The 12,430-nt window shown below is 66.7% G+C and carries 15 protein-coding genes; 11 read left to right on the forward strand and 4 right to left on the reverse strand.

Annotated elements, in window-relative coordinates; all coding sequences use genetic code 11:
* Position 1: 1 nt before the first annotated feature.
* From ACUYV6_RS01010 to ACUYV6_RS01020, 3 genes are read left to right on the forward strand one after another with little or no spacing between them, the layout of a single operon-like run.
* The gene (locus ACUYV6_RS01010) at positions 2-841 is read left to right on the forward strand and encodes an ABC transporter ATP-binding protein (RefSeq protein WP_449276785.1); all 840 of its coding nucleotides are present in this window, start codon (positions 2-4) and stop codon (positions 839-841) included.
* Complete coding sequence (locus tag ACUYV6_RS01015) at positions 838-1,620, forward strand: ATP-binding cassette domain-containing protein (protein ID WP_449276786.1); 783 nt, start codon at positions 838-840, stop codon at positions 1,618-1,620. The genes ACUYV6_RS01010 and ACUYV6_RS01015 overlap by 4 nt, the downstream gene beginning before the upstream one ends.
* Before the next feature lie 49 nt (positions 1,621-1,669).
* A complete protein-coding gene (locus ACUYV6_RS01020; RefSeq protein WP_449276787.1) occupies positions 1,670-2,848 on the forward strand; it encodes an amidohydrolase family protein in 1,179 nt (392 codons plus the stop codon).
* A gap of 14 nt (positions 2,849-2,862) precedes the next feature.
* Here ACUYV6_RS01020 and ACUYV6_RS01025 read toward each other — a convergent pair whose 3' ends face one another.
* The gene (locus ACUYV6_RS01025; RefSeq protein ID WP_449276788.1) at positions 2,863-4,050 is read right to left on the reverse strand and encodes a glycosyltransferase; all 1,188 of its coding nucleotides are present in this window, start codon (positions 4,048-4,050) and stop codon (positions 2,863-2,865) included.
* A gap of 168 nt (positions 4,051-4,218) precedes the next feature.
* On the opposite strand from ACUYV6_RS01025, the gene rpsF reads away from it, so the two are divergent.
* The 8 genes from rpsF (at position 4,219) to ACUYV6_RS01065 (ending at position 9,389) form a co-directional block, all read left to right on the forward strand.
* A complete protein-coding gene (rpsF, locus tag ACUYV6_RS01030) occupies positions 4,219-4,581 on the forward strand; it encodes a 30S ribosomal protein S6 (protein ID WP_449276789.1) in 363 nt (120 codons plus the stop codon).
* A 3-nt stretch (positions 4,582-4,584) separates the two neighbouring features.
* Positions 4,585-5,133 carry a single-stranded DNA-binding protein gene (ssb, locus tag ACUYV6_RS01035; RefSeq protein WP_449276790.1) on the forward strand — a complete coding sequence of 183 codons (549 nt, stop codon included), beginning with the start codon at positions 4,585-4,587 and terminating at the stop codon, positions 5,131-5,133.
* A gap of 53 nt (positions 5,134-5,186) precedes the next feature.
* The gene (rpsR, locus tag ACUYV6_RS01040; RefSeq protein WP_200114886.1) at positions 5,187-5,447 is read left to right on the forward strand and encodes a 30S ribosomal protein S18; all 261 of its coding nucleotides are present in this window, start codon (positions 5,187-5,189) and stop codon (positions 5,445-5,447) included.
* 14 nt (positions 5,448-5,461) lie between these two features.
* Complete coding sequence (gene rplI, locus ACUYV6_RS01045) at positions 5,462-5,911, forward strand: 50S ribosomal protein L9 (protein WP_449276791.1); 450 nt, start codon at positions 5,462-5,464, stop codon at positions 5,909-5,911.
* 469 nt (positions 5,912-6,380) lie between these two features.
* A complete protein-coding gene (gene dnaB, locus ACUYV6_RS01050) occupies positions 6,381-7,757 on the forward strand; it encodes a replicative DNA helicase (RefSeq protein WP_449276792.1) in 1,377 nt (458 codons plus the stop codon).
* Positions 7,758-7,866: 109 nt separating this feature from the next.
* Positions 7,867-8,379, forward strand: coding sequence for a mycothiol transferase (locus ACUYV6_RS01055; RefSeq protein ID WP_449276793.1), 513 nt, complete (start codon positions 7,867-7,869; stop codon positions 8,377-8,379).
* Positions 8,380-8,474: 95 nt separating this feature from the next.
* Positions 8,475-9,074, forward strand: a complete 600-nt coding sequence (locus ACUYV6_RS01060) for a hypothetical protein (protein ID WP_449276794.1) — start codon at positions 8,475-8,477, stop codon at positions 9,072-9,074.
* 30 nt (positions 9,075-9,104) lie between these two features.
* Positions 9,105-9,389, forward strand: a complete 285-nt coding sequence (locus ACUYV6_RS01065; protein ID WP_449276795.1) for an ABC transporter ATP-binding protein — start codon at positions 9,105-9,107, stop codon at positions 9,387-9,389.
* Positions 9,390-9,474: 85 nt separating this feature from the next.
* Here ACUYV6_RS01065 and ACUYV6_RS01070 read toward each other — a convergent pair whose 3' ends face one another.
* The 3 genes from ACUYV6_RS01070 to purB form a co-directional block, all read right to left on the reverse strand.
* Entirely contained in the window at positions 9,475-10,032 is a 558-nt protein-coding gene (locus tag ACUYV6_RS01070) for a hypothetical protein (protein ID WP_449276796.1), read from the reverse strand.
* Complete coding sequence (locus ACUYV6_RS01075; protein WP_449276797.1) at positions 10,029-10,874, reverse strand: LssY C-terminal domain-containing protein; 846 nt, start codon at positions 10,872-10,874, stop codon at positions 10,029-10,031. Before ACUYV6_RS01075 ends, ACUYV6_RS01070 begins: the two co-directional genes overlap by 4 nt.
* Before the next feature lie 72 nt (positions 10,875-10,946).
* Positions 10,947-12,332 carry an adenylosuccinate lyase gene (gene purB / locus ACUYV6_RS01080; RefSeq protein ID WP_449276798.1) on the reverse strand — a complete coding sequence of 462 codons (1,386 nt, stop codon included), beginning with the start codon at positions 12,330-12,332 and terminating at the stop codon, positions 10,947-10,949.
* Positions 12,333-12,430: the final 98 nt, after the last annotated feature.

A 12,430-nucleotide genomic window follows, 5' to 3' on the forward strand; every position in this document is an offset into this window, starting at 1 on the left:
TATGAGCGAGCACACCCCTCTATTGGAGGTGGAGAACCTGGTCATCGCCGCCACGAAACCCGACGGTGAGACCGTGCGGCTGGTGCACGGCATCTCGTTCACGGTCGAGGAGGGCGAGGTCGTCGGCATCGTCGGCGAGTCCGGATCGGGCAAGAGTCTCACGGTGTCGGCGGTCATGGGGCTTCTGCCCACGGGCGTCCGCGTCGAGCAAGGCTCGATCCGCTGGCGCGGGAAAGAGATTGTCGGTCTCCCGGACCGAGAGTTCCGCAAGATGCGAGGGCGTGACTTCGGCATGATCTTCCAGGATCCGATGACGGCGCTGAATCCGTTGCGTCGCGTCGGATCGCAGATCGGCGAGGCCGTGAGACTGCACCAGAATCTCAGCCGCGCAGAGGCTAGGCGGCAGGTACACGAGCTGCTGAGCACGGTCGGTGTTCCTGACCCCGAGAAGCGGGCGAAGGCCCACCCCCACCAGTGGTCGGGCGGAATGCGGCAACGCGCGGTCATCGCAATGGCGATGGCGAACAATCCGGCGCTGCTGATCGCCGACGAGCCCACGACGGCGCTCGACGTCACCGTGCAGGCGCAGGTCATGAGGACCCTCGCCAAGGCGCGGGAGGAGCTCGCGTCGGCGCTGATCCTCATCACCCACGACCTTGCGCTCGCAGCGCAGAACGCCTCCCGCATGATCATCATGTACCAGGGGGATATCGTCGAGACGGGCACGACCCGCGAGATCTTCCTGCGACCGCAGCATTCCTACACGCAGCTGCTGCTGAGCAGCGTCATCACCGAGAAGGAGGGTCCGCAACGCGCGGCCCCGCTCGAGGAGGAGGCATGATGCCCGAACCGCTGCTCGAAGTGAATGAGCTCCAGGTGACCTACGGCAGTGCCAGTGCCGTGCGGCGGGGCAATGGGGTGCAGGCCGTGCGAGGTGTGAGCCTGCAGCTGTTCCCCGGCCGTACGCTCGGTCTGGTCGGGGAGTCCGGGTGCGGCAAGTCGACGCTCATCCGCTCCCTCTTCGGGCTTACCCCGATCGTCTCCGGCAGCATCCGCGCGTTCGGCGAGGACATCACGCGGCTGCCCGCGCGCAAGCGGCGGCAGCTGGGCGGTCGGATGCAGATGGTCTTCCAGGACCCCTACTCGTCGATCGATCCGCGCATGACCGTGCACGAGATCGTCGCCGAGCCGCTGCGGATCACCGGACGCTATGCGCGAGCGGAGGTCGACGAACTGCTCGACCGGGTCGGCGTCAGTCCCGACATGGCGGAGCGCCGGCCGAGCGAGTTCTCGGGCGGGCAGCGGCAGCGGGTGGGTATCGCCCGCGCCCTCGCGCTGCACCCGGACATCGTGGTGCTCGACGAGCCGGTCTCCGCGCTCGACGTGCTCATCCAGGCCCAGATCCTCGAGTTGCTCGACAACCTGCAGCGCGATCTCAACCTCGCCTATCTGTTCGTCTCGCACGACCTCGGGGTCGTGCGGCAGGTCGCGGATGATGTCGTCGTGATGCGGGCCGGCGAGTTCGTGGAGCGCGGCACTATCGGAGAGGTCTTCGACGACCCGCAGCATCCCTATACCCGGACCCTGCTGGCCTCGATTCCCCGCGTCGACATCCGCTGACCGGGTGCACACCCCGACCGCAGACCGCCCAGAGAACAAGAGGTACACGATGCCCGTGCGCACCATCGACGAACACCGCCCGCAACCCGTCGCCCTGGTCGGCGGCCGTGTGCTCGACACTGAGCGCGAACAGTTGGGCTCCCCCGTGACGATCGTCGTGCGCGACGGCAGGATCGCCGAGATCAGGCCCGGAGCAGACCTTCCCGCTGGCGTTCGCGAGATCGAGATCGGGGGTCGAGTCGTCATGCCGGGCCTCGTGGACGCGCACGCCCACCCCACGCAGACCGCGGCGCACGCCCAGCTGCTGGACTGGGACGCCTCGTATCTCGCGACTCGAACGTCGGTCGAACTCGAGCGCATGCTGCGTCGGGGCTTCACGACGGTGCGAGACATGGGCGGGGCGGAGAACGGATTCGGACGGGCGGTGCGCGAGCGCCTGATCACCGCGCCGCGTCTCCTCACCGGCGGACCGATCTTTGCCCCGACCGGGGGCCACGCGCTCACCCGCACGATCGACGGAGAGGTCGAGATCCGCCGTGCGCTGCGCGAGCAGTTCCGGGATGGCGCCGATCACATCAAGCTGACCGTCTCCGGCGGTGTCATCTCGAAGATGCGCATCGAGGCGCTCGGCTTCTCTCGGGAGGAGCTGCTGGTCGCGGTCGAGGAGGCCCGGCTCGCGAAGCGCTACATCGCGGCGCACGCCTACACCGCCGAGGCGGTCAACCGGGCGCTCGAATGCGGTATCCGCACCATCGAGCACGGTACCCACATCGACGACGAGTCATTACGTCTGCTCACCGAGCTCGAGGACGTGCATCTCGTGCCGACACTGGCGACGTACTGGGCCTCGCTGGAGGGAAGCGCGCTCGAGCCCGGGCAGCGTATTGCGGTGGCCGATCTCTTCGAACGCGGTCTCGACGCCCTGCAACGCGCCGACGCGGCCGGAGTCTCGATCGGCTACGGCACGGATCTGCACGGCGCGGGCCTCGCGCATCAGCTCGAAGAGGTCCGGCTCCGCGCTCGGGTGCAGACTCCTGAGGCGATTCTGCGCTCGCTCACGGTGTCGGGAGCAGCGATCGTCGGTCTCGGCGAGGAGATCGGCCGCGTGCGCGAGGGCTACGCAGCGGACCTGCTCGTGCTCGACGCCGACCCAAGAGCCGATCTCGATGTGTTGGCGGACGCGGGGAGACGCCGTCTCGTGATCACGGACGGCCAGCCGCTGGACTGAACGCCGAGGGCATCTCAGCGTGCGGCGAGACGCGTGTAGATCGCCTCGAGTCGTTCGGCGTGCGCCGCCCAGCTGTGGGTGAGCGCGTGCGCCCTGGCCCGATCGCCGAGTGCGCGTCGCGCGGCGTCATCGCGCAGAAGCGCTGACAGAGCGCTCGCCCACTCCCCCGGGTCGCGCCCATCGACGTGCACCGCGGTCTCCCCTGCCGGCGCCGCCTCGACCAGTCCGGTATGCCCGCCGACGACCGCGGGCGTACCGCATGCCGCCGCCTCGAGGGCTACGAGACCAAAGGTCTCGGAATGCGATGGAACGAGTACGACAGCCGAAGAGGCGAGCAGTTGCGCGGCCTCCGCGCGATCCTGAGCGGGCAAGAACCGCACCCGATCGGCGATGCCGAGCTCCTTGACGCGCCTCTGCAACGAGGCCGCATAGGTCTCGGCACCGGGCGTGGCCTGGCCGGCGATGATCAGCTCGCAACGGCGCCAGAGCTCAGGATCGCGCCGGGCGAGCTCGCCCGCCGCTTCGACGGCGAGATCTTGTCCCTTGAGCGGTTGCACGCGGCCGAGAACCGTGATTCGGAGCGGCGCCGGGGTCGACGGCTCCCCCGCGGGCACGGGTCGGAACAGCTCCGTGTCGATACCCGGGTGTACGACCTCGGCCCCCAAACGCGATGGTCCGTACCAGCGTTCAATCGCGGTGAGCTCGCTGCGGCTGCCCGCGACGACGAAGGCTTCACGGGCCAGCCGCTCCTCTCCCGAAAGACGCACGGCCGGTTCGGGAGTGTCGCCCGGTGCAAGATGGGCGTTCTTCTGCGCGGCCACCGTGTGCAGGGTGATGGCGAGACCGCAACCGATGTCGCGCGCGACCGGAAGAGCGGCCTCGCCGCTCAACCAGTAGTGGGCGTGCACCGCGTCGAACGGCGCGAGTTCACGCAATCCGCGCGCGAACTCCGGCAGGATCGCAGGAAGTTCGCCCTTGGAAAGGTTCGGCGGCCCGGCTGCGATGGCGACGAGCCGCGCCTCCCCCATCTCGTACATGCCAGGCGATACCTCTCGGTTCGCCCGCGTCGCAACCACGACGTCGTGGCCCAGTGCCGTCAATGCGCGTGCCTGCTCGGCGATCACCACGTTCATGCCGCCCGCGTCGCCCGAGCCGGGTGCGGCACTCGGAGATGTGTGCACGGAGACGAGTGCGATCCTCACCTGATCAGCCTATCGTCGCGCCTGCAGCGTGACGAAGCCCTACCGAGCTGGTACCATGGACAGGTTGTCTGCGCGCAAAGCGATCTGCCGAGCGAGCGGACACGATGCACAACACCCTCCTGCCACGGAAATCCCGTGGCCGCGAAGTCCGAAGGAGGTGGGTCAGTAATGCATCCGTACGAACTCATGGTGATCCTCGATCCCGGTATCGACGAGCGCACTGTGGCCCCCAGCATGGATAAGTTCCTCGGGGTCATCCGCAACGCGGGCGGCGAGATCGAGAGCACCGACATCTGGGGCAAGCGCCGTCTCGCTTACGAGATCGAGAAGCAGTCCGAGGGCATCTACGTCGTGGTGAACTTCACCGCTACGCCGGAAGCCACCGACGAGCTCGACCGTCAGCTGGGTCTCTCCGAGGCCGTGCTCCGCACCAAGGTGCTGCGCGCCGACGAGCTCATCGCCCAGCGTGCCGCTCAGAGCAAGCGCGCCGAGGCCAAGGCGGCTCGCGCCGCCGCGAAGCAGGGCGCCTAGTCCATGGCCGGCGAGCCGCTCATCACAGTCGTCGGCAACCTCGTTGCCGATCCCGAGCCGCGCGTCAGTCAGGCGGGCCGCTCGTGGGTGACCTTCCGCATCGCATCGACGCCGCGCGTGCGCGACCGTCAGTCGGGCGACTGGTCTGACGGTGAGGCCCTCTTCCTCGGGTGCCGCGCCTACGGTGAATACGCCGACAACATCGCCGCATCGCTCACCAAGGGCATGCGCGTGATCGTGCAGGGTCGTCTCACGCAGCGCAGCTACACCGACAACCAGGGTCAGCAGCGCACGTCGCTCGACCTCGAGGTCGAGGAAGTCGGACCGACGCTCCGCTGGTCGACTGCTCAGGTGACGCGCGGCCAGTCGCGCGGTCAGGGCGGTTTCGGCGGAGGTTCGGGCGCTCCCGCAGGGCAGTCGAGCTGGGGCCAGCCGGCCGCTCCGCAGGGCGGTCAGGGCGGTCGCGGTGGCGACAACCCCTGGACGAACTCGGGCCAGGGCCCGAACCAGGGCGGCGACTTCGGCGGCTTCGACGACGAGCAACCCTTCTAGACAACTTCTTCAGCTCCGGCGTCATCCGGGGCACATCACGAAAAGAGACCAACATGGCAGGCAAGTCCAGCGGCGCAGGCCGCAAGCCGGGTCGCGGCAAGAACGCCAAGGCGGCTGCACCCGCGAAGAAGCAGACCGTCGGCGTCATCGATTACAAGGATGTCGCGACGCTCCGCAAGTTCATCTCTGAGCGCGGCAAGATCCGCGCACGCCGCATCACCGGCGTGTCCGTGCAGGAGCAGCGACTCATCGCGAAGGCCGTGAAGAACGCCCGCGAGATGGCGCTCCTCCCCTACGCCGGTTCCGGCCGCTAAGGAGAACGAGCATCATGGCGAAGGTAATTCTTACGAACGAGGTTCAGGGACTCGGATCCGCGGGTGACGTGGTCGAGGTCAGGAACGGATACGCGCGCAACTACCTGGTTCCCCAGGGGTTCGCGACGCATTGGACCCGCGGTGGCGCGGCTCAGGTCGAGCAGATCCGCAAGGCCCGCGAGGCCCGCGCGATCGCTTCGGCCGAAGAGGCCCAGGCACTCAAGGCCAAGCTGCAGGAGGGCAAGATCCGCGTGCAGGCGAAGACCGGCAACGGTGGGCGCCTCTTCGGTGCGATCAAGCCCGCCAACGTAGCCGCCGCAGTGTCGGCTGCCGGCCTCGGCGAGATCGACAAGCGCAAGGTCACCGTGCCGACCATCAAGTCGACCGGTGAGTATCAGGCGATCGTGCACCTGCACGAGGGCGTCGACGCCGAGATCACCCTGCAGGTGATCTCGGAGCGCTAAGCGCACGACCCATACACAGTGGCGGCCCAGAAGCTCTTCGGAGCCTCTGGGCCGCCACTGTTTCGTGCGTCTGGCGTCTTTCCGCCGGACACGCCGCGTTCACGAAATTGCGCTGCGCACTTGACATATCTGCTTCTGATCGGACTCAGTTCTCCACAGCCTGCGATCAACCCACAAGCTTCAAGTTCCACCTTAAAGTTGAATAACTTCACAGGATGATATTTGAGAAATACCAGATCAGAGCTAAGAAATAGGGAGAATTCTAGGTTACTATCCACACCTTGTCCCCAAGATTGTGGATAAGTAGCGAGGAAAACTGGTGAGTTATTCACCGAGTTATCCACAGGCTCGTCCGTGTTCACTTTCGGTGGGCTTGTCGGGGCGCCGAACCCCACCTACGGTGAATGTCGGCGGTCTCCTGTTTGATATCTCTCAACCACAGTTCCCGCCCGCGAGAAGGAGTCATCGAGTGTCTATCGCTCATTTGGGGATCCCCGACGCGATGTCTGACGAGTCGCAGCGTTCGCACGAGCGCACACCGCCGTACGACCTCCTGGCGGAGCAGAGCGCGCTCGGCGGCATGCTCCTTTCGAAGGACGCGGTTGCCGATGTCACCGGTCAGCTGCGCGGTGCCGACTTCTACGTACCCAAGCATGAAGTGATCTACGACGCGGTCCTCGCGTTGTATTCGCGGGGCGAGCCCACCGATGTCATCACCGTCACCGATGAGCTGACGAAGGCCGGCGATCTGCAACGCGCCGGCGGTGCCGAGTATCTGCACACGATCACGAGCATCGTGCCGACAGCGGCCAACGCGGGCTTCTATGCAGAGATCGTCGGCGAGAAGGCGTTGCTGCGCCGACTCGTCGAGGCCGGCACGCGCATCGTGCAGATGGGCTACGCGGGCGAGGGGGAGGCCGTCGATCTCGTCAACGTTGCCCAGTCCGAGATCTACGGCGTCACCGGGGCCGAGCAGGCAGAGGACTACGTGCCGCTCTCACTCGCGGTGGAGGCCGCGGTCGAGGAGATCACGAAGGCACAGGCGATGCCCGACGGCATGCTCGGTGTGCCCACCGGCTTCGCCGAGCTCGACTCGATGACCAACGGCTTCGCCGGGGGGCAGATGATCATCATCGCTGCGCGACCGGCGATGGGTAAGTCGACGCTGGCCCTCGACGTCGCCAGAAACGCCTCAGTACACGCAAACGCACCCACCGTCTTCTTCTCGCTCGAGATGGGTCGCGCCGAGATCGCGATGAGACTGCTTGCAGCCGAGGGAATGATTCCCATGCAGGCGCTGCGCAAGGGAGACCTCGACAACCGCGACTTCCAGAAGCTCGCCGCCACTCAGGCGCGCGTGCACGAAGCGCCGCTCTACATCGACGACAGCCCGAACCTCACCCTTGTCGAGATCCGTGCCAAGTGCCGACGCCTCAAGCAGCAGCACGGGCTGCGCATGGTCGTCATCGACTACCTGCAGCTCCTCTCAAGCGGCAAGAAGGTCGAGAGCCGCCAGCAAGAGGTCAGCGAGTTCTCCCGTGCACTCAAACTCCTCGCCAAAGAACTCGATGTGCCCGTCGTCGCCCTGTCACAGCTCAACCGAGCATCCGAGCAGCGCGCCGACAAGATGCCCGCCATCAGCGATCTTCGCGAATCCGGATCTCTTGAGCAAGACGCAGACATGGTGATCCTGCTGCACCGCGAAGCCGTCAACGACCGAGACAATCCGCGCGCCGGCGAAGCCGACTTCATTCTCGCCAAGCAGCGCAACGGGCCCACGGGCACCGTCACCGTCGCGTTCCAGGGTCTGTACTCACGCTTCCAAGACATGCCGAGCGGCGTCTGAGTTTATTGCTGCGTCCCGCAAGCGTAGACGCAGCGAATGCACCTGACCTCAGGGCAGGGGAGACACGACCAAGTGGCGGCATCGGCGAATCCGGCCCTATCGTGGCCGTATGAACCACATCGATATCCTCATCGATCTTGCCCGTCGACCGCAGCAGTCGGCCGAGGCGCTCAGGGAGTCGCTCACGCCGGGCCTGCTGAACGCCCACCCCCATCACGACAACTCCGTCGCCTGGCTGCTCTGGCACGCCGCCCGTGAGCTCGACGAGCAGCTCGCGGCGCTCGCCGGGTGCGATACCGTGTGGCTCGGGGAAGGCTTCGAGCGCCGCTTCGGCCTCGAACTCGATCCGCACGAGATGGGCTACGGCCATACCGCCGAGCAGGCTCGCTCCGTGAAGGTCGACGACGGCGAGCTCTTGCTCGACTACCTCTCCGCCGTCACCGACGCGCAGGTCGCCTACCTCGAGTCGCTCGATCACGCGTCGCTTGGCGACATCATCGATGAGCAGTGGGACCCGCCCGTCACACGTGCCTCCCGCCTCGTGAGCATCTCGGTGGATGCCGCCGAGCACGTCGCCCAGGCGGCCTACATCTCGGGCATGGGAGCGGGCGCCTTCGAGTGACCGACCGGTGGAGCGCGCTCCAGCGCACCGCCCGCGATGCATCGCTTCCCAGCACTGAGCGGTAGACTCCTAGGAGGCCTGAAAGGGGGCGCGTAATGGCGAAAACCGTGCACTCGGCAGCACAGACTGCAGACGCGACGATCCCCGAACCCGCGACCCCGACGCTGCCACGGAGCGTACGCCTGGTGCGCGTGGTCGTGCTCTTGGTCTCGGCGATGGCAATCATCTTCACCGCGACGATGCACGAGAATCTCACCTTCGATCGCATGGTCATTGCGGTGACGCTCGCCGCCTTCGCGATCGTGCAGGTCATCGAATGGACTGCCCTCAAGCCGAGAAGGCACGCTGTTCCGCTCCTGCAGGCCGCTGCGGCGGTCGGCGCCACTGTTGGAGTACTGCTCTCCGAGGAGATCGTGCTCGTCGCCGTCGTCATCGCCGCATGGGCGCTCGTCAGCGCACTGCTCGAATTCATCGCAGGCGTGCTCGGGTTCGTCGAGCGCAGTGAGAGCACCACGCTTGGCGCGATGGGGGTGCTGCTGGCGCTCGCGGCCCTGCTCGCACGCGAAGACGCGGTCGCTGCCATCGGATTCTTCGGCGTCTACGCACTTGTCGCCGGCGTCTACCTCGGCATCTCGGCATTCGATGAGCGCGGAGCACGCACCGCCGAGCAGGCCGAACGTTCCGCTCGAGCCTGATCCACATTCTCCCGACCACGAAAGCGCATGATGACTGAGTCCGCCAAGCCCGAACAAGATCCGGTGACCCCGACCCGCCGCGAACGGCTGAAGCCGCTCGAGCTGCTCGGATTCTCGGCGGTGCTCGCGGCCTTCGCTGGTCTCATCGTGCTGATGGCGACGCGCGACATCGTGCTCACCTCGGTCGCGGCAGGCGTCGCGTTCATCGTCTCCGTCATGTTCGTGGCCCTCGTCGGTCTCGGCCGCAAGCCGAGCGAGGAAGACCTCGAGGCGCGCAAGGATCTGCAGCGCCCCAGCGACGACGACTGGCACTGAGCCGTCTCCCGCGACCGACGCGGCAGTAGGCGACCCGGTCCGCTAACCCGGCGCTCGCGTGCGGTGACCTCGAACTGCGGGTCCTCTACCGAGCAGACCGTCCGTGCGCTGCAATCCGCTCGGCGAGCCGACCTTCCCGCGCCTCCCGGCGTGCCTGCTTCCGTCCGCGCGTCCATGCCCTGGCGTCTCGGCTCGACAGCGCGAGCATGAGCAGGATGTCGAGTGCGAGCGTCAGCAACGTCGTTCGCACGGTGATCTGCTCACCCGTCGCGAAGTAGGCGACCGCCGACGCCGTGATGCTGGCCGCCGCCCAGAACATGGCGAGCATGCGCGCGAGGTTGCTGCCCCTCCACAGCAGCCACGCGAAGAGCAGGAGCGACCCGATCCAGATGCCCTCGACGCACAGAAGGAGCCACAGCAGAACGAGCGAGGTGACGTCATCGAACTCGAACTTGGCTGAGACCGAGGGCCATTCCGCGAGCAGGCCGATGATCCAGAAGATCCCGCCGATGCTGCGGAGCACGATCAGGGCAGCGCCGCCGGCGAGCGAGCCAGGTCGCTTCGCATCGAGCGAGACGGACTGGGTCGCCAGCAGCGCCGCGGGTGGTTCGACGGCTGAGCGTTTCCCGGACTCCTGGCTCACGGGATCACCTCCGGGTTTCGCAGATCGAGGATCGGCAGGTCGCCATCCGTCGTGATGCTGTCGCCGCCGCCATTGCGCGAGTGGTAGCCGGTCGAGAAGTCCTCGAGCACCTCGAGGCCGGCCGCGGGGTTCGCGGCGAGTACGGTCGCAACGACGTGATCCCGCTCCACGTCGGTGTCGGCATCGATCTTGTGCGTGACCTGCAGCGTGAACAGCGAGAACCCGACGGCACGATCGAAGGTACCGGCCGCGAGCCAGTCGACGCGGGCCCCGCCCGGAAGCAGCCAACCGTCAGGAGTGCGCCAGAACCGAACGTGATGGCGTTTCGCCGGGTTGCCCTCAACCTCCTGCTGGTACGCGAAGTCCTGCTTCCGAGTGAACAGGAACAGTGGGCTCACGGGGGCCTGATCGTAGCTGCGGCGGCTCAGCGTGGAGGCGATGATTCCCCACGATGAGCGCAGAGTCACTGCGTCGGCCTGCGTCCACCCAGCAGCCTCCATGGCGCGGTGCAGGGCTGCCTCCTCGCCGCGCACGGCAAGGTTGACCGGGTCGCCGAGCAGGCCGTCGCTCGTGCGAGTGCGCCCGATGAAGTAGTCGGGCACGTAGATCGTTGTCAGAATCCGGTGCAGGCGGGGGAGAGCGAGGTACGCGAGTGTCGCCCAGAACACTATGAAGAAGAGGATCCCGAACCAGCCGAAGTGGAAGCTCTCGGTCAAGATGAGCCAGGCGAGCCACACCGCGGCGACTCCGGCGTAGATGAAGAAGAACTCGTCGATGAGCGCCGTGACGGAGAGGCGGCGGCGCGGCGCGGCTGGCCGACTCGAGCGCTGTTCGGTGTTCACCCTCACATCGTAGCCAGCGCGAAGTCGGGAGCAGCAGCAGAGCAGGCAGACCGGCGTCCTGCGTGCACAGGTCTAGCGCTGGAGGAAGTCCACCAACCGCACGGCGTCGCCGATGTACGAGGCGGGCGTGAGCGCGAGCAAGCGCTGCTTGGCCTCGGCGCCGATCTCCAGTCCCTCGACGAACTCCACGAGCTCGGCCTGCCCGATGCGGCGCCCGCGGGTGAGTTCCTTGAGCGCGGCGTAGGGATCGCTGATGGAGGAGCGGCCGGCAGTCACCTCGGCACGGATGACGGTCTGGATCGCCTCGCCGAGCACCTCCCAGTTCGCATCGAGGTCGGCGGCGAGCACCTCGGGTGCCGCATCGATCTGCCCGAGACCCTTCAGAATGTTGTCGAGTGCGAGCACGGAGTGACCGAGCCCGACACCGATATTGCGTTGCGCCGAGGAGTCGGTGAGATCGCGCTGCCAGCGGCTCGTGACGAGCGTCGCGGCGAGCGAATCGAGGATCGCGTTCGAGAGCTCGAGGTTCGCTTCTGCATTCTCGAAGCGGATCGGGTTGACCTTGTGCGGCATCGTCGACGAACCAGTCGCCCCTGCGACCGGGATCTGGCGGAAGTAGCCGATGGAGATGTAGCTCCAGATGTCGGTCGCGAGGTTGTGCAGGATTCGGTTCGCGTGGGCGACACGGGTGAAGAGCTCGGCCTGCCAGTCATGCGACTCGATCTGCGTGGTGAGCGGGTTCCAGTCGAGGCCGAGACCTTCGACGAACTCCTGCGAGACCTGCGCCCAGTCGGTGTCGGGATCGGCTGCGAGATGCGCCGCGAAGGTGCCGGTGGCGCCGGAGAACTTGCCGAGGTACTCGATATCGTCGATCTGGTTGAGCTGACGCTCGAGCCGGTGCACGAAGACGGCGAGCTCCTTGCCGAGCGTCGTCGGTGTTGCGGGCTGACCGTGCGTGCGGCTCATCATCGGAAGCTCGCGGTACCGCTCGGCCTGGCGAGCAAGCTCGGAGATCACGGTTTCGAACTTCGGTCGCCATACTTCGGCGACCGCCTGCTTCACGGTGAGCGCGTAGGAGAGGTTGTTGATGTCTTCGGACGTGCAGCAGACGTGGGTGAGCTCGGCGAGATGGCCGAGACCCTGCTGCTCGAGCCGAGCGCGCACGAGGTACTCGACCGCCTTCACGTCATGCTGGGTGGTCTTCTCCGTCTCGGCGAGCTCATCGATCTCGGCCTGCCCGAAGTTCGCGGCCCACTCGCGCAGCGCGGTCAGCTGTGCAGCATCGACCGGGGTGGAACCGAGCAGTGAGTGCTCGGTCAGGTAGGCGAACCATTCGACCTCCACGTGCACGCGAGCGCGGTTCAGGCCCGCTTCGGAGAGGAAATCGCCGAGGCCCTGCACTGCCTTCCGATAGCGTCCGTCGAGGGGGCTGATGGGCTGCGGGGGGAGCGAAGTCATGAGTACCTCTCGTGAGCGTGTGCGTACCGGCACTATTCTCCCATGTGCCCCGCGCAGCTTGGGACTGATTGCCGTGCGGAGGCGACGCCCCTGACGAT

The sequence above is a fragment of the Leucobacter sp. GX24907 genome (genome assembly GCF_053567335.1).